This window comes from Bradyrhizobium sp. CIR18 (assembly GCF_014198295.1).
Classification (GTDB): Bacteria; Pseudomonadota; Alphaproteobacteria; order Rhizobiales; family Xanthobacteraceae; genus Bradyrhizobium.
The window spans coordinates 740,856-762,827 of record NZ_JACIHF010000001.1 but is presented as its reverse complement, the minus strand read 5'-3'; the positions used below and the strand labels follow the sequence as shown (position 1 = coordinate 762,827).

At 64.3% G+C, this 21,972-nt stretch carries 24 protein-coding genes; 22 read left to right on the top strand and 2 right to left on the bottom strand.

Features of this window, described 5'->3' with window-relative positions:
- The first annotated feature begins 303 nt into the window (after window positions 1-303).
- The 21 genes from GGD65_RS03700 to GGD65_RS03600 are packed head-to-tail and all read left to right on the top strand — an operon-like array spanning window position 304 to window position 19,472.
- A complete protein-coding gene (locus GGD65_RS03700) occupies window positions 304-669 on the top strand; it encodes an NADH-quinone oxidoreductase subunit A (protein WP_018320139.1) in 366 nt (121 codons plus the stop codon).
- Window positions 660-1,247, top strand: coding sequence for an NADH-quinone oxidoreductase subunit B family protein (locus tag GGD65_RS03695; protein WP_026202310.1), 588 nt, complete (start codon window positions 660-662; stop codon window positions 1,245-1,247). Before GGD65_RS03700 ends, GGD65_RS03695 begins: the two co-directional genes overlap by 10 nt.
- Window positions 1,248-1,258: 11 nt before the next feature.
- Window positions 1,259-1,873, top strand: coding sequence for an NADH-quinone oxidoreductase subunit C (locus GGD65_RS03690; protein ID WP_183234427.1), 615 nt, complete (start codon window positions 1,259-1,261; stop codon window positions 1,871-1,873).
- 2 nt (window positions 1,874-1,875) lie between these two features.
- On the top strand, window positions 1,876-3,072 hold the full coding sequence (locus GGD65_RS03685; protein WP_018320142.1) for an NADH-quinone oxidoreductase subunit D: 1,197 nt from the start codon (window positions 1,876-1,878) through the stop codon (window positions 3,070-3,072).
- On the top strand, window positions 3,072-4,037 hold the full coding sequence (locus tag GGD65_RS03680) for an FkbM family methyltransferase (protein WP_183234941.1): 966 nt from the start codon (window positions 3,072-3,074) through the stop codon (window positions 4,035-4,037). Before GGD65_RS03685 ends, GGD65_RS03680 begins: the two co-directional genes overlap by 1 nt.
- A 12-nt stretch (window positions 4,038-4,049) precedes the next feature.
- Window positions 4,050-4,661, top strand: a complete 612-nt coding sequence (gene nuoE / locus GGD65_RS03675) for an NADH-quinone oxidoreductase subunit NuoE (RefSeq protein WP_018320144.1) — start codon at window positions 4,050-4,052, stop codon at window positions 4,659-4,661.
- A complete protein-coding gene (locus GGD65_RS03670; RefSeq protein ID WP_183234426.1) occupies window positions 4,661-4,867 on the top strand; it encodes a hypothetical protein in 207 nt (68 codons plus the stop codon). The genes nuoE and GGD65_RS03670 overlap by 1 nt, the downstream gene beginning before the upstream one ends.
- 15 nt (window positions 4,868-4,882) lie before the next feature.
- On the top strand, window positions 4,883-6,208 hold the full coding sequence (gene nuoF / locus GGD65_RS03665; protein ID WP_018320146.1) for an NADH-quinone oxidoreductase subunit NuoF: 1,326 nt from the start codon (window positions 4,883-4,885) through the stop codon (window positions 6,206-6,208).
- A 5-nt stretch (window positions 6,209-6,213) separates the two neighbouring features.
- Complete coding sequence (nuoG, locus tag GGD65_RS03660) at window positions 6,214-8,289, top strand: NADH-quinone oxidoreductase subunit NuoG (RefSeq protein WP_183234425.1); 2,076 nt, start codon at window positions 6,214-6,216, stop codon at window positions 8,287-8,289.
- Window positions 8,290-8,299: 10 nt separating this feature from the next.
- Window positions 8,300-9,367, top strand: coding sequence for an NADH-quinone oxidoreductase subunit NuoH (nuoH, locus tag GGD65_RS03655; RefSeq protein ID WP_183231715.1), 1,068 nt, complete (start codon window positions 8,300-8,302; stop codon window positions 9,365-9,367).
- Window positions 9,368-9,375: 8 nt separating this feature from the next.
- Entirely contained in the window at window positions 9,376-9,870 is a 495-nt protein-coding gene (gene nuoI, locus GGD65_RS03650) for an NADH-quinone oxidoreductase subunit NuoI (RefSeq protein ID WP_191093171.1), read from the top strand.
- A gap of 9 nt (window positions 9,871-9,879) precedes the next feature.
- A complete protein-coding gene (locus tag GGD65_RS03645; RefSeq protein ID WP_183234424.1) occupies window positions 9,880-10,518 on the top strand; it encodes an NADH-quinone oxidoreductase subunit J in 639 nt (212 codons plus the stop codon).
- Window positions 10,515-10,823 (top strand): NADH-quinone oxidoreductase subunit NuoK, encoded by a 309-nt coding sequence (nuoK, locus tag GGD65_RS03640; RefSeq protein WP_008547737.1) that lies wholly within the window; start codon window positions 10,515-10,517, stop codon window positions 10,821-10,823. The genes GGD65_RS03645 and nuoK overlap by 4 nt, the downstream gene beginning before the upstream one ends.
- A gap of 8 nt (window positions 10,824-10,831) precedes the next feature.
- Window positions 10,832-12,928, top strand: coding sequence for an NADH-quinone oxidoreductase subunit L (gene nuoL / locus GGD65_RS03635; protein WP_183234423.1), 2,097 nt, complete (start codon window positions 10,832-10,834; stop codon window positions 12,926-12,928).
- Window positions 12,929-14,437, top strand: coding sequence for an NADH-quinone oxidoreductase subunit M (locus tag GGD65_RS03630; RefSeq protein WP_183234422.1), 1,509 nt, complete (start codon window positions 12,929-12,931; stop codon window positions 14,435-14,437). It begins immediately after the preceding gene.
- 22 nt (window positions 14,438-14,459) lie between these two features.
- Entirely contained in the window at window positions 14,460-15,896 is a 1,437-nt protein-coding gene (gene nuoN / locus GGD65_RS03625; protein ID WP_092257304.1) for an NADH-quinone oxidoreductase subunit NuoN, read from the top strand.
- A gap of 1 nt (window position 15,897) precedes the next feature.
- Window positions 15,898-16,704, top strand: coding sequence for a biotin--[acetyl-CoA-carboxylase] ligase (locus GGD65_RS03620; protein ID WP_179738789.1), 807 nt, complete (start codon window positions 15,898-15,900; stop codon window positions 16,702-16,704).
- Entirely contained in the window at window positions 16,704-18,374 is a 1,671-nt protein-coding gene (locus GGD65_RS03615) for a ribonuclease J (RefSeq protein ID WP_183234421.1), read from the top strand. Before GGD65_RS03620 ends, GGD65_RS03615 begins: the two co-directional genes overlap by 1 nt.
- Window positions 18,375-18,387: 13 nt before the next feature.
- Window positions 18,388-18,792, top strand: coding sequence for a methylmalonyl-CoA epimerase (mce, locus tag GGD65_RS03610; protein ID WP_018320156.1), 405 nt, complete (start codon window positions 18,388-18,390; stop codon window positions 18,790-18,792).
- A gap of 9 nt (window positions 18,793-18,801) precedes the next feature.
- Window positions 18,802-19,077, top strand: coding sequence for a DUF1467 family protein (locus GGD65_RS03605; protein ID WP_018320157.1), 276 nt, complete (start codon window positions 18,802-18,804; stop codon window positions 19,075-19,077).
- A 47-nt stretch (window positions 19,078-19,124) separates the two neighbouring features.
- Window positions 19,125-19,472: a hypothetical protein gene (locus tag GGD65_RS03600; RefSeq protein ID WP_028141470.1), complete on the top strand. Its 348-nt coding sequence runs from the start codon at window positions 19,125-19,127 to the stop codon at window positions 19,470-19,472.
- Window positions 19,473-19,562: 90 nt separating this feature from the next.
- Here the strand turns inward: GGD65_RS03600 and GGD65_RS03595 are convergent, their stop codons facing one another.
- Both GGD65_RS03595 and GGD65_RS03590 read right to left on the bottom strand, forming a co-directional pair.
- On the bottom strand, window positions 19,563-19,826 hold the full coding sequence (locus GGD65_RS03595) for a GlsB/YeaQ/YmgE family stress response membrane protein (protein WP_183231712.1): 264 nt from the start codon (window positions 19,824-19,826) through the stop codon (window positions 19,563-19,565).
- Between the two features lie 32 nt (window positions 19,827-19,858).
- Window positions 19,859-20,308 (bottom strand): YidB family protein, encoded by a 450-nt coding sequence (locus GGD65_RS03590; RefSeq protein WP_179738786.1) that lies wholly within the window; start codon window positions 20,306-20,308, stop codon window positions 19,859-19,861.
- 270 nt (window positions 20,309-20,578) lie between these two features.
- On the opposite strand from GGD65_RS03590, the gene mtnK reads away from it, so the two are divergent.
- Window positions 20,579-21,868: an S-methyl-5-thioribose kinase gene (gene mtnK, locus GGD65_RS03580; protein ID WP_183234420.1), complete on the top strand. Its 1,290-nt coding sequence runs from the start codon at window positions 20,579-20,581 to the stop codon at window positions 21,866-21,868.
- The last annotated feature ends 104 nt before the right edge of the window (window positions 21,869-21,972 follow it).

The following is a 21,972-nucleotide window of genomic DNA, read 5'->3' as shown; positions in this document are numbered from 1 at the left end:
GGAATGCGGCCGACCAGCGGCAATCGTCGTTTTAATGTGTATTTTGCCGCGCCGCGGCCTACATAAAGTGGGCCTTCCCAAACAGCAGACGCCACGGCCGCGGGCCCGAACCGCCCTTGCTGGCCTTGGCGATCTGCTCCATACCAACGCGGGGTGATTCCGGGATTTTCACCGTTCTGGGGGCGGCAAAGGGCCTAAAAAGAGCGTGTCTTGCGCCCATTGGTGCACTGCGCTAAGGCTCAGAATAATTCCAAATCGGACGAATCCGTGGCTGTCCCGAGGCTGCGGGAAAAAGGGCTCGCCATGAGCGGCATTCTGCAGAACTATCTTCCACTCGTCGTCTTTATAGGGGTAGCGGGCCTCATTGGCCTCGTGCTGCTGATCGCGCCCTTCGTCGTGGCGTTCCAGCAGCCGGACCCGGAAAAGCTGTCGGCGTATGAGTGCGGTTTCAACGCCTTCGACGACGCGCGCATGAAGTTCGACGTCCGCTTCTATCTCGTCGCCATTCTCTTCATCATCTTCGATCTCGAGGTGGCGTTCCTGTTTCCCTGGGCGGTGGCGTTCGGCAAGCTTGGCGCGACCGGCTTCTGGTCCATGGTGGTGTTCCTCGCCGTGCTGACGGTCGGGTTCGCCTATGAATGGAAGAAGGGAGCACTCGAATGGGATTGAACCCCGTGTCGTCCACAGGTCCGGCTATCGCGCCGGCCCCCAAGGGCATCCTGGATCCGTCGACCGGCCGGCCGGTCGGGGCCAATGATCCGTTCTTTCTCGAGGTCAATTCCGAGCTGTCCGACAAGGGCTTCTTCGTGGCTGCGACCGACGACCTCATCACCTGGGCCCGCACCGGCTCCTTGATGTGGATGACCTTCGGTCTCGCCTGCTGCGCGGTCGAGATGATGCAGGTGTCGATGCCGCGCTACGACGTCGAGCGCTTCGGCTTCGCGCCGCGTGCCTCACCGCGCCAGTCCGACGTGATGATCGTCGCCGGCACGCTGACCAACAAGATGGCGCCTGCGCTGCGCAAGGTCTACGACCAGATGCCCGAGCCGCGCTACGTCATCTCGATGGGCTCCTGCGCCAATGGCGGCGGCTATTATCACTATTCCTACTCTGTCGTGCGCGGCTGCGACCGCATCGTGCCGATCGACATCTATGTGCCGGGCTGCCCGCCCACGGCGGAAGCGCTGCTCTACGGCGTGCTGCTGCTGCAGAAGAAGATCCGGCGCACCGGCACCATCGAACGCTAAGGTTTTACGTCATGGACGACGCCAAGCTCGACGCACTGGGGCAGACGATCGTTAGCGCGCTTCCGGGCGCCGCGATCGGTCATTCGGTGGCCTTCAACCAGCTCACGGTTGATGTCGAAGCCAGCAAGATCGTCGAGGTGGTCAAGTACCTCCGCGACGACCCGAGCTGCCGCTTCGTCAACTTCACCGACATCACGGCCGCGGACTATCCCTCGCGCGAGAAGCGCTTCGACGTGATCTATCACTTCCTGTCACCGACCCTGAACGCGCGGATCCGCCTCAAGGCCCAGGCCGACGAGACCACGCAGGTGCCGTCGCTGATCGAATTGTTCCCCGGCGCCGACTGGTTCGAGCGCGAGGCCTACGACCTCTACGGCGTGTTCTTCGTCGGCCATCCCGACATGCGCCGCATCCTCACCGATTACGGCTTCGAGGGCCATCCGCTGCGCAAGGATTTCCCGACCACCGGTTTCGTCGAGGTCCGCTACGACGACCAGGAGAAGCGGGTGGTGTACGAGCCCGTCCGGCTCAACCAGGAATTCCGCAAGTTCGACTTTTTGTCTCCGTGGGAGGGGGCCGATTATCCGGTGCTTCCGGGAGATGAAAAAGCGGGACCGAAGGTCTGATCATGAACGAGCAACCCGAAAACCTTCGCAACTTCACCATCAATTTCGGTCCGCAGCATCCGGCCGCGCACGGCGTGCTGCGTCTGGTGCTGGAGCTGGACGGCGAAGTCGTCGCGCGCGTCGATCCGCATATCGGCCTGCTTCACCGTGGCACCGAGAAGCTGATCGAGCAGAAGACCTACCTCCAGGCGATCCCTTACTTCGATCGGCTCGACTACGTCGCGCCGATGAACCAGGAACACGCCTTCTGCATGGCGGCCGAAAAGCTGCTCGGCATCGAGGTGCCGCGCCGCGGCCAGCTGATCCGCGTGCTCTATTGCGAGATCGGCCGCATCCTGTCGCATCTGCTCAACGTCACCACGCAGGCGATGGACGTCGGCGCCCTGACCCCGCCGCTGTGGGGCTTCGAAGAGCGCGAGAAGCTGATGGTGTTCTACGAGCGCGCCTCGGGCAGCCGCATGCATGCGGCTTACTTCCGCGTCGGCGGCGTGCATCAGGATTTGCCGCAGAAGCTGGTCGACGACATCGAGGCCTGGTGCGATCCGTTCCTGAAAGTCGTGGACGATCTCGACCGCCTGCTCACCGCCAACCGCATCTTCAAGCAGCGCAACGTCGACATCGGCGTGGTGCCGCTGAAGGAGGCCTGGGAGTGGGGCTTCTCGGGCGTGATGGTGCGCGGCTCGGGCGCGGCCTGGGACCTGCGCAAGTCGCAGCCCTATGAATGCTATGCCGAGATGGATTTCGACATTCCGATCGGCAAGAACGGTGACTGCTACGACCGCTATCTGATCCGCATGGAAGAGATGCGCCAGTCCATCCGCATCATGAAACAGTGCATCCAGAAGCTGAACGCGCCCGACGGGAAGGGCCCCGTTGTCGTCGCCGACAACAAGGTCGCGCCGCCGCGCCGTGGCGAGATGAAGCGCTCGATGGAAGCGCTGATCCACCACTTCAAGCTCTACACCGAAGGCGTCCACGTGCCGGCCGGCGAAGTCTACGCCGCGGTCGAGGCGCCCAAGGGCGAGTTCGGCGTCTATCTGATCTCCGACGGCACCAACAAGCCGTACAAGTGCAAGATCCGCGCGCCGGGCTTTGCGCATCTGCAGGCGATGGATCACATCTGCCGCGGCCATCTGCTCGCCGACGTCTCGGCCATTCTCGGTTCGCTCGACATCGTGTTCGGAGAGGTCGATCGGTGATGGGGCAGCAGGCGCCAATCCAGTTTGACCGCGCCTCGGGGGCCCTTGAAGGGGCCAACCTGTGGGAGCGGACGGCTGCCTTGGCGCTGGTGACGGGATCGAAGATCTCCTCGCACTTCTCGCATATGGGCTACATCGCCTGCGCGAATTTGCTGCGGAAGACGCTGCCCGAGCGCAACATCGCGATCAGGCTCAATCCCGACGCCGTGTTCGAGTTCCCTTACGGCGACGGCTATTGGAGCAAGCTGCTCAACCGCTCCTACAACTATGAGGACGAGCTCGAGCTGCTGTTCGCCGATAGCGTCGACGTCGACTACACGTTGCTCGATTGCGGTGCCAATTACGGCTATTGGTCGGTGCTGGTGTCGAGCAAGCCGTTCGGCTCGCACAAGGCGATCGCGATCGAGCCGTCGGGGCAGAACTATCCGAAGCTCGCCAACAACGCCCGCGTCAACGGCAATCGCTTCGAGGCCATGAAATGCGCGATCGGCGCCACCCGCGGCACCGCGCGTCTCTCAGGCACCAAGCACGAAGCCTTCAGCATCGCCGGCGATCCCTCCGCGGGCGGTGAGGACGTGCCGGTCATCGCTCTCGACAATCTGATCGAGGACGGCAAGGTGGCAAGCGCCGGCAAATACCTGATCAAGCTCGACGTCGAGGGCGTCGAGATCGAGGCGATCAAGGGCGGCGCGCGTCTGCTCCAGGCCGACAGCGTCATCATGTGCGAGGAGCACGGCAGCGACCGCTCTCATGCAGTGTCGCGCTTCATCCTCGAACAGACCCCGCTGAAGCTGATCGTGTTCGATCCGCGCAGCAACCGGATGGAGACCGTGACCGAGCTGTCGATCCTCGACCGCATCAAGGTCTCGACCCATGTCGGCTACAACGTTTTCGGCACCGCAAGCGCATTTTGGCAGGACAGGATCGAAGCCCTGAATGCGAAAACAGCGCGCCGCATGCAGTGAGAGATTGAAGAGATGTCCGTTCGCCGATTAGCACCGAAGGAAGTCCAGCCCGCGAGCTTTGCGTTCACGGAGGAGAACCTCGCATTCGCCAAGCAGCAGATCGCGAAATATCCGGCGGGACGTCAGGCCTCCGCCGTCATCGCCATCCTCTGGCGTGCCCAGGAGCAGCACGACGGCTGGGTCTCGGAAGCCGCGATCCGCGTCATCGCCGACATGCTCGACATGCCCTACATCCGCGTGCTGGAGGTGGCGACCTTCTACACGATGTTCCAGCTCGCCCCCGTCGGCAAGAAGGCCCATGTCCAGGTTTGCGGCACCACGCCGTGCCGGCTGCGGGGCGCCGAGGACCTGATCCACGTCTGCGAGCACCGCATCCATCACGAGCCCTTCCATCTCTCCAAGGACGGCAATTTCAGCTGGGAAGAGGTCGAGTGCCTGGGCGCCTGCGTGAACGCGCCGATGGTGCTGATCGGCAAGGACACCTATGAGGACCTGACCAAGGAAAGCTTCGGCAAGGTGCTCGACGGTTTCGCCTCGGGCAATCCGCCCAAGCCCGGTCCGCAGAACGGCCGCCAGTTCTCGGCGCCGATCACCGGGCCGACCACGCTGAAGGAGAGCACCTGATGGGTGATCTCTCGCAGCCTTCCGTGCAGGAGAGCGATGCCATGAAAAAGTGGGGCTTCATCGCGATGCATGCCGCCGTGGCGGCCGCTTTCATTTTCCTGCTGCAGCGCTTCGGCCTGAGCGCGTCGCTGGAATCCTCTCTGCTCTGGGCGCTGACCTTCGCCGTCTGCGCCGCCGGACTTGCCTACAAGCAGACCATTCGTTGATCGGAAAGCACTGATATGCTCGAGGACAAGGACCGCATCTTCAAGAACCTCTACGGCCTCCACGATTGGGGGCTCGAGGGTGCGCGGCGCCGCGGCGCCTGGGATGGCACCAAGAACATCATCGACAAGGGCCGCGACTGGATCATCAACGAGATGAAGGCGTCAGGCCTGCGCGGCCGCGGCGGCGCCGGCTTCCCGACCGGTCTGAAATGGTCGTTCATGCCGAAGGAATCGACCGACGGCCGGCCGAGCTATCTCGTCGTCAACGCCGACGAATCCGAGCCCGGCACCTGCAAGGATCGCGAGATCATGCGGCACGATCCGCATCTCCTGATCGAGGGCTGCCTGATCGCGAGCTGCGCGATGAACGCGCATGCCTGCTACATCTATGTCCGCGGCGAGTTCATCCGCGAGCGCGAGCACCTGCAGGCCGCGATCGACCAGGCCTATGAAGCCAAGCTGGTCGGCAAGGACAACGTCAACGGCTGGCCGTTCGACATCTACGTCGCCCACGGCGCCGGCGCTTACATCTGCGGCGAAGAGACCGCGCTGCTCGAAAGCCTCGAAGGCAAGAAGGGCCAGCCGCGCCTGAAGCCGCCGTTCCCGGCCAATGTCGGCCTGTTCGGCTGTCCGACCACCGTCAACAACGTCGAGTCCATCGCGGTTGCGCCGGACATCCTGCGCCGCGGCGCGGCCTGGTTCGCCGGCATCGGTCGTCCGAACAATGTCGGCACCAAGCTCTTCTGCATCTCCGGCCATGTCGAGCGGCCCTGCAACGTCGAAGAGGCGATGGGCATCCCGTTCCGTGAGCTGATCGACAAGCATTGCGGCGGCATCCGCGGCGGCTGGGACAACCTCAAGGCCGTGATCCCCGGCGGTTCGTCGGTGCGCATGGTGCCGGCCGAGCAGATCATCGACACGCCGATGGATTTCGACAGCCTGAGCAAGCTGCGCTCGGGCCTCGGCACCGCGGCCGTGATCGTGATGGACAAGTCCACCGACCTGATCCGCGCCATTGCCCGCATCTCCTATTTCTACAAGCACGAGAGCTGCGGCCAGTGCACGCCGTGCCGCGAGGGTACGGGCTGGATGTGGCGCGTGCTCACCCGCATGGCCGAAGGCCGCGCCCACAAGCGCGAGATCGACATGCTGCTCGAAGTCACCAAGCAGGTCGAAGGCCACACCATCTGCGCGCTCGGCGATGCCGCGGCATGGCCGATCCAGGGCCTGATCGCGCATTTCCGTCACGAGATCGAAGCGCGCATCGACCAGTATTCGCATAAGGCCGATGTCGACGATATCGGCGTCCGCGATCCCGTGAACATGGTCGCGGCGGAGTAAGAAGAATGACCAAGCTCATCATCGACGGCAAAGAGATCGATGTCCCCGCCGAGTACACGCTGCTTCAGGCGTGCGAGGCGGCCGGCGCCGAGATTCCGCGCTTCTGCTATCACGAGCGGCTGTCGATCGCCGGCAATTGCCGGATGTGCCTCGTCGAGGTGAAGGGCGGCCCCAAGCCGGTCGCGAGCTGCGCCTGGGGCGTGCGCGATTGCCGTCCGGGCCCCAAGGGCGAGCCGCCGGAGATCTCGACGCGTTCGCCGATGGTGAAGAAGGCACGCGAAGGCGTGATGGAGTTCCTTCTGATCAACCATCCGCTGGATTGCCCGATCTGCGACCAGGGCGGCGAGTGCGACCTGCAGGACCAGGCGATGGGCTATGGTGTCGACACCAGCCGCTTCGCCGAGAACAAGCGCGCGGTCGAGGACAAATATCTCGGTGCGCTGGTCAAGACCTCGATGAACCGCTGCATCCAGTGCACGCGCTGCGTCCGCTTCTCGGCGGAAGTCGCAGGCGCCCCCGAGATGGGCGCGACGGGGCGCGGCGAGGACATGGAGATCACGACCTATCTCGAGCACGCGCTGACCTCGGAGCTTCAAGGCAATCTCGTCGACATCTGCCCGGTCGGCGCGCTGACCTCGAAGCCTTATGCCTTTGCGGCGCGTCCCTGGGAGCTGGGCAAGACCCAGTCGATCGACGTGATGGACGGCGTCGGGTCGGCGATCCGCGTCGACACCCGCGGCCGCGAAGTCATGCGCGTGCTGCCGCGCATCAACGAGGCCGTGAACGAGGAGTGGATCTCCGACAAGACCCGCCATGTCGTCGACGGCCTGCGCACCCAGCGCCTGGACCGGCCCTACATCCGCGAAGCCGGCAAGCTGCGCGCGGCGAGCTGGACCGAGGCGTTCGCCGCGATCGCTGCGAAAGCGGCCCGCACTGACGGCAAGCGCATCGGCGCGATTGCCGGCGATCTCGCCGGCGTCGAGGAGATGTTCGCGCTGAAGGACCTTCTCGCCAAATACGGCTCGGGCAATCTGGCGGTGCAGGGCGGCGACGCCTTTGACCCCGCGCTCGGCCGCGGCTCCTACATCTTCAACCCGACGCTGGTGGGTGTGGAGCAGGCGGATGCGCTGCTCATCATCGGCGCGAACCCGCGGAAAGAGGCGGCCGTGTTCAACGCCCGCATCCGCAAGCGCTGGCGCGCCGGCGGCTTCAAGGTCGGTGTGATCGGCCCGAAGGTCGATCTGACCTACGACTACGATCACCTCGGTGCGGGCACCGAGACGCTCGGTGAGCTCGCGGCCGGCAAGCACTCCTTCATGGACGTGCTGAAGAACGCCAAGAATCCGATCATCCTGGTCGGCGCGGGCGCGGCCTCGCGTCACGACGGCGCCGCCATTCTCGCGGCCGCTGCCAAGCTCGCGCTCGATGTCGGTGCGGTCAAGGACGGCTGGAACGGCTTTGGCGTGCTGCACGAGACCGCTTCGCGCGTCGGCGCGCTCGATATCGGCTTCTCTGCCACCGGCGGCGGCCTGAACGCCGCGCAGATGACGACGTTCGGCACGCTGGACTTGCTGTTCCTGCTCGGGGCCGACGAGATCAACGCGCCTGATGGTACCTTCGTCGTCTATATCGGCACCCATGGCGACCGCGGCGCGCATCGCGCCGACGTGATCCTGCCGGCGGCCGCCTATACCGAGAAGTCCGCGATCTACGTCAACACCGAAGGCCGCGTGCAGATGACGGGCCGCGCCGCGTTCCCGCCGGGCGAAGCCCGCGAGGACTGGGCGATCGTCCGCGCGCTGTCGGAGGCGCTCGGCAAGAAGCTCGGCTATGACTCGCTGGCCGCCTTGCGCCAGGCGATCTTCAAGGCCGTGCCGCATTTGATCCGCCTCGACCAGATCGAGCCCGGCTCGGCCGACCAGATCAAAAAGCTGGCGGGGAAGGGCGGTTCGCCCGAGAAGGCGCCGTTCAAGCCGCTGGTCGAGGACTTCTATTTGACCAACCCAATCGCGCGTGCGTCCGCCGTAATGGCGGAATGTTCGCGCCTCGCCTCCGGGCACATGCTGACCGCAGCGGAGTGAGCGTGATCTGATGGAATTCTTCGAAAGCGCATTCTGGACCGGGTTCCTCTGGCCGCTGATCATCATGGTCGCGCAGAGCGTCCTGGTGCTCGTCGTCCTGCTCGTGGCGATCGCCTACATCCTGCTCGCCGACCGCAAGATCTGGGCGGCGGTGCAGATCCGGCGCGGCCCGAACGTGGTCGGCCCCTGGGGCCTGCTGCAGTCCTTCGCCGACCTGCTGAAGTTCGTGCTGAAGGAGCCGATCATTCCGGCCGGCGCCAACAAGGGCGTGTTTCTCCTTGCGCCGCTGGTCTCATGCGTGCTCGCGCTCGCGGCCTGGGCGGTGATTCCGACCAGCCTCGGCTGGGTGATCTCCGACATCAATGTCGGCATCCTCTTCATCTTCGCGATCTCGTCGCTGTCGATCTACGGCATCATCATGGCCGGCTGGTCGTCGAACTCGAAATACCCGTTCCTGGCCGCGCTGCGCTCGGCGGCGCAGATGGTGTCTTATGAAGTCTCGATCGGCTTCGTCATCATCACGGTGCTGCTCTGCGCCGGCACGCTGAACCTGTCGGCCGTGGTCGAGGCCCAGCATGTCCGCGGTCTCGCCAGCCTGATCGGACTGCCGCAGCTCACCATCCTGAACTGGTACGTCTGGCCGCTGTTCCCGATGTTCGTGGTGTTCTACGTCTCGGCGCTGGCGGAGACCAACCGCCCGCCGTTCGACCTCGTGGAAGCCGAATCCGAGCTCGTCGCCGGCTTCATGGTCGAGTACGGCTCGACGCCGTATCTGCTGTTCATGCTCGGCGAGTATGTCGCGATCGTCACGATGTGCGCGATGGCAACGATCCTGTTCCTCGGAGGCTGGCTGCCGCCGGTCGACCTGCCGCCCTTCAACTGGGTGCCGGGGATCATCTGGTTCTCGCTCAAAGTCTTCTTCATGTTCTTCCTGTTCGCGATGGCAAAGGCGATCGTGCCGCGCTACCGCTACGATCAATTGATGCGCCTCGGCTGGAAGGTGTTCCTGCCGCTGTCGCTGGCGATGGTGATCGTGGTGGCCGGCGTGCTGCATTTCGCCGGCATCGCGCCGAAGTGAGGGCCGTCATGGGTATCAACGTCAACGCCACTGCACGCTCGCTTCTGCTGTCGGAATTCGTCTCGGCGTTCTTCCTCGCCATGCGCTATTTCTTCCAGCCGAAGCCGACCCTGAACTATCCGTTCGAGAAGGGCCCGATCTCGCCGCGCTTCCGCGGCGAGCATGCGCTGCGCCGCTATCCGAACGGCGAAGAGCGCTGCATCGCCTGCAAGCTCTGCGAAGCCGTCTGCCCGGCACAGGCCATCACCATCGAGGCCGGCCCGCGCCGCAACGACGGGACCCGCCGCACCGTTCGCTACGACATCGACATGGTGAAGTGCATCTATTGCGGCCTCTGCCAGGAGGCCTGCCCGGTCGACGCCATCGTCGAAGGTCCGAACTTCGAGTTCGCGACCGAGACCCGCGAGGAACTGTTCTATGACAAGGCCAAGCTGCTCGCCAACGGCGACCGCTGGGAACGCGAGATCGCGAAAGCGATCGAGCTCGACGCGCCGTACCGGTGAGGTGAGGGCATGATCCTTCCCGCGCTGTTCTTCTATCTCTTCGCCGGCGTCTGTGTCGCCTCGGCCGTGATGGTGATTGTCTCGCGCAATCCCGTGCACTCCGTGCTGTACCTGATCCTGGCCTTCGTCAACGCCTCCGGCCTGTTCGTGCTGATGGGCGCCGAATTCCTGGCGATGATCCTGATCGTCGTCTATGTCGGCGCGGTCGCGGTGCTGTTCCTGTTCGTGATCATGATGCTCGACGTGGACTTCACCGAGCTGCGCGAGGGCTTCATCGAGTACCTGCCGGTCGGCCTGGTGATCGGCGGCATCTTCCTGTTCGAGCTGCTGCTCACCGTCGGCTTCTGGGTCATCAATCCCGGCGTTGCCAAGACGATTACGGCGGCGATCCCGGCCAACGTTTCGAACACCGAGGCGCTCGGGCTGGTGCTCTATACGAAGTACATCCACTACTTCCAGCTCTCGGGCATGGTGCTGCTGGTCGCCATGATCGGCGCCATCGTGCTGACGCTGCGGCACAAGGCGAGCGTGAAGCGGCAGGACATCAACGTTCAGAACGCGCGCACGCCCGATATGGCGATGGCGATGCGCAAGGTGGCGCCGGGGCAGGGGCTCCAGGACGCTGACGCGGCGGAGTGGGTGAAATGACGATCGGGCTCGGACACTATCTGGCGGTCGGCGCGATCCTGTTCACGCTCGGCATCCTCGGCATCTTCCTGAACCGCAAGAACATCATCGTCATCTTGATGTCGATCGAGCTGATCCTGCTCTCGGTCAACATCAACCTCGTCGCGTTCTCGACCTTCCTCGGCGACATCGTCGGCCAGGTCTTCGCGCTTCTGGTGCTGACCGTCGCTGCCGCTGAAGCCGCGATCGGTCTCGCCATCCTGGTGGTCTATTTCCGCAACCGCGGCTCGATCGCGGTTGAGGACGTCAATCTGATGAAGGGCTGAGCTCAGTCATGGTTCAGGCAATTGTCTTTCTGCCTCTGCTGGGCGCCATTCTGGCCGGCCTGATCGCGCTGTTCGGCGCGCATGCCCGCAACCCCTCGGGCGACGAGGTCGAGCATCATGGCGACCACGGCCACGCGCACGCCCATGCGTCCGATACGATCAACGAGGATGCGTCCGTCATCCACGAGAGCCATCACGACGACGCCCACGATGATCACGGCCACGGCCCGGTCGAGCCGGCCGCGGCAGGCTCGCGCGGTGCCGAGCTGATCACCACCGCGTTGCTGTTCGTCTCGGCCGCGCTGTCCTGGATGACGCTGGTCGATGTCGGCTTCGTGCACCACGACATCAGGGTCCAGCTGCTGCCCTGGATCTTCTCCGGCGATCTTCAGGTCTGGTGGACCTTGCGGGTCGACACGCTCACGGCCGTGATGCTGGTGGTGGTGACTACCGTGTCCTCGCTCGTGCACCTCTATTCCATCGGCTACATGGACGAGGACCCGAACCGGCCGCGCTTCTTCGGCTATCTCAGCCTGTTCACCTTCGCCATGCTGATGCTGGTGACGGCGGACAACCTCGTGCAACTGTTCTTCGGCTGGGAAGGCGTGGGCCTGGCGAGCTATCTGCTGATCGGATTCTGGTACCAGAAGCCGTCGGCGAATGCGGCCGCGATCAAGGCCTTCGTGGTCAACCGCGTCGGCGACTTTGGTTTCGCGCTCGGCATCTTCGCGATCTTCATGCTGACCAGCTCGACCGATTTCGAGACGATCTTCCACGCCGCGCCGGGCCTTACCGGCAAGACCATCAACTTCCTCGGCTGGCACGCCGATGCGCTGACCCTGACCTGCCTGTTGCTGTTCATGGGCGCGATGGGCAAGTCGGCGCAGTTCCTGCTGCACACCTGGTTGCCGGACGCGATGGAGGGCCCGACGCCTGTGTCGGCGCTGATCCACGCCGCGACCATGGTCACCGCGGGCGTCTTCATGGTGGCGCGCCTGTCGCCGCTGTTCGAACTCGCCCCGAATGCGCAGGCCGTCGTGATGTTCTTCGGCGCGACCACAGCGTTCTTCGCCGCGACCATCGGCCTCGTCCAGAACGACATCAAGCGCATCGTCGCTTACTCGACCTGTTCGCAGCTCGGCTACATGTTCGTGGCGATGGGAGCAGGGGCCTATTCGGTCGGCATGTTCCATCTATTCACGCATGCCTTCTTCAAGGCGCTGCTGTTCTTGGGCTCCGGCTCGGTGATCTACGCGATGCACCACGAGCAGGACATCCGCAACATGGGCGGGCTCTGGAAGAAGATCCCCTACACCTATGCGGTGATGGTGGTCGGCACGCTGGCGCTCACGGGATTCCCGCTCACCGCCGGCTACTTCTCCAAGGACGCGATCATCGAGTCCGCCTACGCCTCGCACATTCCGTTTGCGATGTACGGCTTCCTGATGACGGTCGTCGCCGCCGGCCTGACCTCGTTCTACTCCTGGCGCCTGATCTTCAAGACCTTCCATGGCGAGCCGCATGACGAGCATCACTATGAGGCCGCGCATGAGGCTCCGATCTGGATGCTGATCCCGATCGGCGTGCTCGCAGTCGGCTCCATCGTCGCCGGTTTCCCGTTCAAGGAGCTGTTCGCCGGTCACGGCATCGAGGAGTTCTTCCGCGAATCCGTGAAGATGAACCCGCACATCATCGAGGAGATGCACCACATCCCCGAGACCATCGCCTTCCTGCCGACGGTGATGATGGTGCTGGGCTTCCTCGTCTCGTACCTGTTCTACATCCGCCGGCCGTACATCCCTGTGCAGCTCGCTAAAGAGCAGCCGATGCTGTACCAGTTCCTGCTCAACAAATGGTACTTCGACGAGCTCTACGACATCATCTTCGTCCGTCCGGCGAAGTGGATCGGCTATCAGCTCTGGAAGAAGGGCGACGGCTTCATCATCGACGGCCTCGGCCCCGACGGCGTCTCGGCTCGCGTCCTGGACGTCACCCGCAACGTCGTGAAGATCCAGACCGGCTATCTCTATCACTACGCATTCGCCATGCTGATCGGCGCCGCCGGCCTGATCACCTGGTTCATGTTCGGCTTTGGAGGCCAGTAAATGACAACCTGGCCCATCCTATCGGTCACGACGTTCCTGCCGCTGGTCGGCGCGCTGATCGTCTATCTCAGCCGCGGCGATGACGAGGCGGCCAAGCGCAACTCGCGCTGGATCGCGCTCTGGACCACGCTGATCACCTTCGCGGTGTCGGTGATCCTGGTCATGCGGTTCGACCCGGCCAATCCCGACTTCCAGTTCGTCGAGAAGGCGAACTGGCTCGCCACCGGCATCACCTACCACATGGGCGTCGACGGCATCTCGCTGCCGCTGGTGATCCTCACCACCGCCGTGATGCCGTTCTGCATCATCGCGAGCTGGAAGGCGATCACCAACCGCGTCCGCGAATACATGATGGCGTTCCTGATCCTGGAAACGCTGATGGTCGGCACCTTCTCGGCGCTCGATCTCGTGCTGTTCTACCTGTTCTTCGAAGGCGGCCTGATCCCGATGTTCCTGATCATCGGCGTCTGGGGCGGTCCGCGCCGGGTCTACGCATCGTTCAAGTTCTTCCTCTACACGCTGCTCGGCTCGGTCCTGATGCTGCTCGCCATCATGGCGCTGTACTGGAATGGTGGCACCACCGACATTCCGACGCTGATGCACACTGCCGTGCCGAGGTCGCTGCAGACCTGGGCCTGGCTCGCCTTCTTCGCTTCCTTCGCGGTGAAGATGCCGATGTGGCCGGTGCACACCTGGCTCCCCGACGCGCACGTCGAAGCGCCGACGGCGGGCTCCGTGGTCCTCGCCGCGATCCTGCTGAAGATGGGCGGCTACGGCTTCCTGCGCTTCTCGCTGCCAATGTTCCCGCTGGCCTCGCATGACTTCGCGCCGCTGATCTTCACACTCTCGGCCATCGCCATCATCTACACCTCGCTGGTGGCCCTGATGCAGGAGGACATGAAGAAGCTGATCGCGTACTCCTCGGTCGCGCATATGGGCTTCGTCACCATGGGCATCTTCGCCGGCACCATGCAGGGCGTCGCCGGCGGCATGTTCCAGATGATCTCGCACGGCATCGTCTCCGGGGCGCTGTTCCTCTGCGTCGGCGTCGTCTACGACCGCCTGCACACCCGCGAGATCGCGGCCTATGGCGGCCTCGTCAACCGGATGCCGCTCTACGCGCTGACCTTCATGGTCTTCACCATGGCCAATGTCGGTCTGCCCGGCACATCAGGCTTCGTCGGCGAGTTCATGACGTTGCTCGGCACCTTCAAGGTCTCGATCCCGACCGCGTTCTTCGCCACTTTCGGCGTGATCCTCTCGGCCGGCTACGCGCTGTGGCTCTACCGCAAGGTCGTGTTCGGGGCGCTGGTCAAGCCATCGCTGGCGAGCCTGAAGGATCTCACCTTCCGGGAGTGCCTGACGCTGTTCCCGATGATCGCGCTGACGATCCTGTTCGGCGTCTATCCGAAGCCGGTGCTCGACATGTCGGCCGCCTCGGTCCAGCAACTCGTCAACAACTACAACACCGCTGTGACGGCCGTGAAGGCCGCCGCACTGCTCCAGTGATCGGGCAGGTCAGGATATCGCCATGAGCTTTGAGACTGCAGGTTATCAACTGGCGCCGGTGCTGCCCGAGATCGTGCTCGCGGTCGGCGCCATGGCTCTGCTGATGCTGGGCGCCTATCGCGGGCAGGGGACGACCGGTGCGGTCACCTCGCTGGCGGTCGTGCTCCTGGTCGTGGTCGGCGTGCTCGAATACATGCTGCCCGCGGGCAAGCAGGTGACCTTCGGCGGCAGCTTCATCGTCGATGACTTCGCCCGCTTCATGAAGATCCTGGCCCTGATCGGCTCGGCGGTGACGCTGGTGCTGTCGACCGAGTTCCTGTCCGACCCCTCGCGCCGCATCTTCGAATACGCCATCCTGGTGCTGCTCTCGACGCTCGGCATGATGGTGCTGATCTCGGCCGGCGACCTGATCTCGCTCTATCTCGGCCTCGAACTGATGTCGCTGGCGCTCTATGTCGTCGCGGCCTCGAACCGCGACAACGCCAAGTCGACCGAAGCCGGCCTGAAGTATTTCGTGCTCGGCGCACTGTCCTCGGGCATGCTGCTGTACGGCGCCTCGCTGATCTACGGCTTCACTGGCACGGTCAGCTTCACCGGCATCGCGGCGGCCGCGACGATCTCGAATGTCGGCCTCGTGTTCGGTCTGGTCTTCCTGCTCGTCGGCCTCTGCTTCAAGGTTTCGGCCGTGCCGTTCCACATGTGGACGCCTGACGTGTACGAGGGGGCGCCGACCCCGGTCACCGCCTTCTTCGCGTCGGCGCCGAAGGTCGCCGCGCTTGCCGTGTTCACCCGCGTCACGCTCACCGCTTTCCCGGGCATCGTCTCGCAGTGGCAGCAGATCCTGGTGTTCGTGGCGATCGCCTCGATGGCGCTCGGCTCCTTCGCCGCGATCGGCCAGAGCAACATCAAGCGCCTGATGGCCTATTCCTCGATCGGCCACATGGGCTTCGCGCTAGTCGGCCTTGCCTCCGGCACCGTCGAAGGCGCGCAGGGCGTGTTGATGTACATCGTGATCTATGTCGCGATGACGCTGGGCTCGTTCTCGATCATCCTCGCCATGCGCCGCAACGGCCAGGCGGTCGAGCAGATCAGCGATTTCGCCGGCCTGTCGCGGACCAATCCGCTGCTCGCCTTCATGTTCGCGATGCTGCTGTTCTCGCTGGCGGGCATTCCGCCGCTCGCCGGCTTCTTCGCCAAATGGTACGTCTTCGTCGCCGCCATCAAGGCGAACCTGTTTACGCTCGCGGTCGTCGGCGTGCTGACCAGCGTGGTCGGCGCCTACTACTACCTCGCCATCGTCAAGACGATGTATTTCGACGAGCCGGCCGGCCAGGTCGATCCGGTGCGCGTCGAGGTGAAGACGGTGCTGGCGGTTTTCGGCCTGTTCAATATCCTGTTCGCGCTGTTCGCAGGTCCCGTGGTGAGCGTCGCCTCCGCCGCGGCAAAGTCGCTGTTCTAGGATGGGTTTCGCGCTCGGTCCTCGCGCATCGTCCGCGGGCTACAGGCTCGCGGCGTTCGAGCGGACCGGCTCGACCAATACCGAGGCGATCGAACGTGCGAGGGCCGGAGAGCGCGGCCCAATGTGGTTCGTCACGTCGGAGCAGACCGCCGGCCGCGGCCGCCGTCAACGCGCCTGGATCGCGCCCCGCGGCAATCTCGCCGCCAGCATCCTCGAGGTCATGGACGTCGCGCCGGCCGTCGCCGCCACCCTCGGCTTTGCCGCCGGGCTAGCCGAGGAGGCCGCGCTGGAGAAGGTCAGCCTCGAGGCCGCAATCCGCCTCGGCCCTGATCGTCCGCGCTACGCCCTGAAATGGCCGAACGACGTTTTGGCCGGAGGCAAGAAGCTCGTCGGCATTGGCCTCGAAGCCGAAGCCATCGGCGACCGCCTGGCCGTCGTCGTCGGCATCGGCACCAATGTCGTTGCAGCGCCCGAGGGCGTGCCGACGCCCGCGGTGTCGTTGGCGGCGCTCGGGGTGCAGATCAGTGCCGAGGAGCTGTTCTCGGCACTATCCGACGCCTGGGTCGAGTTCCGCGGCATCTGGGACAATGGAAGCGGCTTTGCCGAGATCCGCAAGCTGTGGCTGGAGCGCGCCGCCGGCCTCGGCGAGCGGGTCGCAATCCACACGGGGACGATGACGCTGGAAGGCATTTTTGACACCATCGACGACACCGGCTGTCTGATCGTCCGCACCGCGGAGGGCCGCCGGGTACCGGTCGCCGCGGGTGAGGTGTTCTTCGGCTCGGCCGCCTCCGTGGGAGCTGCGTGATGGCCAAGCCCGACGAACTGGTGTTTGCGCCGCTCGGCGGCGTCGGCGAGATCGGCATGAACCTGTCGATCTATGGCCTCGGCAACCGCCAGCAGCGCGCCTGGATGGCGGTCGATCTCGGCGTCTCCTTCGGCGACGAGGAGCATCTGCCGGGCATCGACCTGATCATGCCCGACATCAGCTTCCTGGAGAAGGAGCGCAAGAACTTGATGGGCCTGGTGCTGACCCACGCCCACGAGGACCATTTCGGCGCCATCATCGATCTCTGGCCGAAGCTGAAATGCCCGATCTATGCGACGCAGTTCAGTGCTGCCCTGTTCGAGGCCAAATGCGCCGCCGAGCGCAACGCGCCGAAGATCCCGGTGACGGTGGTGCCGTCCGGCGGCCGCGTCGACGTCGGCCCGTTCAACGTCGAGTTCATTCCCGTCGCGCATTCGATTCCGGAGGCGCATGCGCTGGCGATCCACACCGAAGCCGGCACGGTGCTGCACACCGGCGACTGGAAGATCGACCCCACCCCGACGCTTGGCGCGCCCACCGACGAGAAGCGGCTGCGCGAGCTCGGTGAGGAAGGCGTGCTCGCCTTGATCGGCGATTCCACCAACGCAGTGCGCGACGGCCGTTCGCCCTCGGAAGCCGAGGTCGCCCGCACCATCATCGACCTGGTGAAATCAGCCAAGGGCCGCGTTGCGGTCACGACCTTCGCCTCCAACGTCGCGCGCATCAAGGCCGTCGCTGCTGCTGCCAGGGCCGCCGACCGCGAGGTCGTCGTGGTTGGCCGCGCCATGGAGCGCGTGGTGCAGGTCGCGCGCGAATGCGGCTATCTCGATGGCGTGCAGAATTTCCGCTCGCCCGAGGTTTACGGCCATCTGCCGCAGGACAAGGTGCTGGCGCTGTGCACCGGCAGCCAGGGCGAGCCGCGCGCGGCGCTGGCGCGCATCGCCAATGACGACCATCCCGAGATCACGCTCAACCGCGGCGACAGCGTCATCTTTTCCTCGCGGACCATCCCGGGCAACGAGAAGGCGGTCGGTTCGATCATCAACAACCTCGTGCTGCAGGGCGTCGAGATCATCACCGACCGCGACCATCTGGTCCACGTCTCCGGCCATCCCCGCCGCGACGAATTGCGCGACATGATTGGCTGGGTGAAGCCGCAGCTCCTGATCCCCGTCCACGGCGAGGCGCTGCACCTGAACGAGCACGCCAAGCTCGCGCGCGCCGCCGGCGTGCCGCGCGTGCTGGTGGTCCGCAACGGCGACCTGATCAAGCTCGGCCCGGGCGATCCCGGCATCATTGGCGAAGTGCCTTCCGGCCGCCTCTACAAGGACGGCACGATCCTGGAGGACTCCAAGTCCCGCGCCGTGGTCGAGCGGCGGCGCATGGCGTTTTCCGGCTGTGCCTTCGTCGCCATTGCCATGACCGAGCAGGGCGAGCTGGCCGACGATCCCGAGGTCGATCTGGTCGGCATCCCCGAGAAGAACAGGGCAGGCGAGCCCTTCGACGACCTCGTCTTCGATGCCGTGGTCTCCACCATCGAGGGCCTGCCGAAGGTGCGCCGCCGCGACCCCGACGCATTGGGCGAGTCGGTGCGACGTGCTGTCCGGGCCGTGATCAACGAACATTGGGGCAAAAAGCCCCCCTGTCTGGTACACGTACTGACAGTGTAAGGGGAGAAGACAAATGCTGGGCCGGCTCAACCATGTCGCGATCGCGACCAAGGACGCCGTCAAGGCCGCCAGGATCTATGGCGCCGCGTTCGGCGCTCAGATCTCGGAAGCCGTGCCGCTGCCCGAGCACGGCGTCATCACCGTGTTCGCGACGCTGCCCAACACCAAGATCGAATTCATCGAACCGCTCGGCGAGGCCTCGCCGATCGCAAAATTCGTCGAGCGTAACCCCGACGGCGGCATCCACCATGTCTGCTACGAGGTCGTCGACATCATCGCCTCGCGCGACACGCTGGTGAAGGAGGGCGCGCGGGTGCTCGGCGACGGCGTGCCGAAGATCGGCGCCCATGGCAAGCCGGTGCTGTTCCTGCACCCGAAGGATTTTTCCGGCGCGCTGGTCGAGATCGAGCAGGCATAAGGCCGAACCATGGCCATCCAGATCTCAACCGCGATCGCAATCTACTTCGTCATCTGGTGGGTCGCGCTGTTCCTGACGCTGCCGTTCGGCGTACGCAGCCAGCACGAGGATGGCGTCGGTGCGCCCGGCACCGACCCTGGTGCGCCGATCCTGACGCGGATGGGCCGCAAGCTGATCTGGACCACCATCATCTCGGCGATCATCTACGGCCTCGGCATGGTCGCCTATCACGCCGGCTATCTCTCGATCGAGCGCCTGTCGAAATTGATGGGAATGCCTTTCTAGACGTTTTTGCTAGACGTTTTTGCTGACGACATTGTTTGGGGGACCGAATGACTTTTCAGAGGATCGTCATTGCACTTCTGGTGCTGATCGTCGCCGGCATCGGTGCCATCGGCTATTTCGAATGGCGGATGGCCGCGCAGGTGCGTACCCTGAAGGCGTTCGTCGAGGGCTATGTCTTCAACGAGGCCGTGATGGCCTGCGAGCAGGCCAAGAGCTCCACGCCGTTCAAATGGAACGGGGGCAAGAGCACCTCGGTGATCGGCCTGAACTCCGCCAAGCTCGACAAATACACGGTCAGCGCCAGCTACACGCTGGTGGCGGACAGCGTCTATTGCGATTACGATCCGATCAAAAGAAAGGCCGAGATCGGGTCGAGCTTCCTGGAGCGGGAGTAACGATCCGGCGCTCGCAGGCATGCGCGCGCCGCCGCCTGCTCGATGCGGCGCAAGTTCGCGCACGCCCGATCAGCCGCTCGCGCAGGCGGGCTAGATCGCTCGGCGTTGTCGGCCGGCGAAGAGCCCGTAGACGAACAGCACGATGATCGCGCCGACGACCGCACCGATCAGTCCGGCACCTTCTTCGGCACGATACCATCCGAGCGCCTGTCCGAGGTAAGTCGCAACGAAGGCGCCGACGATCCCCAAGATGGTCGTCAGGATGAAGCCGGACGGCTCGTTGTCGCCAGGCATGATGAACTTGGCGATCACGCCGGCGACGAAGCCGATGATGATTGTCCAGAGAATACCCATTTCCACACCTCTTCCAGATTAAGCGGCAACAGCTATGCCTCAGGCAGACGTCCGTCCGGCGTGTACTTGTCGACCGCCGAGGGCAATTCCCGGGTTAGCCTTGTGAGGATCTCGTCTTGCGAGAGCCCCGTCTGCTGTTCGAGCTTCTCCAGAACGTCGGAGCCGATCGCATTCCTCAGCTCAGGCGACGAGATCTCCTTGTTGGGTCCGGGCTTCACCCATGAATCGGCGACCTCGCCCTGGCCGTTCTGGTTGAACCGCTCCAGGAGCTCGCCAATGCCGCCATTGAGCAGGCCCCCGATCCCGCCCGCGCCGAGCATGCCGCCGAGATTACCAAGCACTCCCCCAGGCGGCTGCTGACCGCCCGCGGATGAGCCGCCGGTCGCACCTTTCAGCAGCTCTGCCAACTTGTCGCGGTTCTGATAGCCGGCCATGGCCAGCATCGCCAGAAGGGCAGTCATGGAGGGCATTCCGCGGCTCATCGCTAACTCCTTCAAAATCTCAGACACGCAAAACTGCCTCAGCCCGCTTGTGTTCCAAAAATCGGCAAATGGTGGGCTCGCGACCCCCGGCTTGGTCGTCCGACACGAAGAACTTTCGGTGCAACTGGTCCCGGGGTGTGCCGGCGATACACGGGTGGCGGACCGCTTTGATTGCGATTACGATCCGACCAAAAGAATGGCCGGGATCGCCCAAGCTTGCCAGAAGCGGGAGTAACGACCAGGCCATGCCAAGCATGGGGTGGGATCGTCATGACCGGGGACCGGGCGGGGGACTATCGAATTCTGCATGAAGCGGCGCTGCGGGATTATCTCGCAGGCCTTCCCGATATCGCCGCACTCCTCGGCGGCGAGCCGGCCTCATGGGAGATCACCGAGGTCGGCGACGGCAATCTCAATCTCGTCTTCATCATGAAGGGCGGGCGCGGCGGCGTCGCCGTCAAGCAGGCGCTGCCTTATGTCCGCCTCGTCGGCGAAAGCTGGCCGTTGCCGCTGTCGCGGGCCCATTACGAATATCTGGCTCTGTCCCGGCAGGCCCAGCTCGCGCCCGGCCTCGTGCCGGCTTTGCTGCATCACAACGAGGCCCTGGCGCTGACGGTGATGGAGCTGCTCGAACCCCACATCATCATGCGCAAGGGGCTGGTTGCGGGAATGCAATATCCGGGCTTCGTCGGTGACATCACCACCTTCATGGCGCGAACGCTGTTCTTCACCTCCGACCTTGCGCTGTCCGCGGCCGAGAAGAAGGAGGGCATTGCGGCCTTCGCCGGCAATCATGCGCTCTGCAAGATCACCGAGGATCTGATCTTCACCGATCCCTACCGCATCGCCGAGCAAAACCGCTGGACTGCGCCGTATCTCGATGCGCTCGCTGCAAGCCTGCGCGATGACATGGAGCTGCATGTCGCGATCTCCCGGCTGAAGCTGAAGTTCATGGCAAGCCCCGAGGCGCTGCTCCACGGCGACCTCCACACCGGCTCGATCATGGTGACGAACAACCAGACGCGGGTGATCGATCCGGAATTCGCATTCTATGGCCCGATGGGGTTCGACGTCGGCGCCGTGCTGGCCAACCTTGTGATGGCCTATTTTGCCTCCGCCGGCCACGAGCGCGCACCGGGCGAGCGGGTCGCGTTCGAGGCCTGGGTGCTGGAGACGATCGAGCAGGTCTGGAACGAGTTCGCCGGCAAATTCCTCGACCTCTGGCGGGCGAATGGCACTGGCGATGCCTATCCAGTCTCACTCTTTGCCGGCGCGCAGGGCGCTGCGCGTTTGGAGGCCGAGCGCCAAGCCTATATGCAGCGCCTGTTCGCCGACACGGTCGGCTTCGCGGCCGCAAAGACCATCCGCCGCATCTTCGGCCTCGCCCACAACATCGATTTCGAGTTGATCGAAGATCCGAAAAAGCGCGCCGTCAGCGAAGCCCGCGCGGTGCGGCTGGCGAGGGCGATGATGGTGGAGACAGGGACGTTTCGGACGATTAGCAATGTAACGGGTGCTGCGCGAAAACTGCGGGACTGGAGGCCGGAGCTAACGGGTTGAGAGAGTTCATGGCGAGGAGCGCGCCTCCGCGCTCGCAATGACAAAGCGGTGCAACAGGCGCCAATGTTTCATCGTCACCCTGAGGTGCCGGAGCGTAGCGAAGG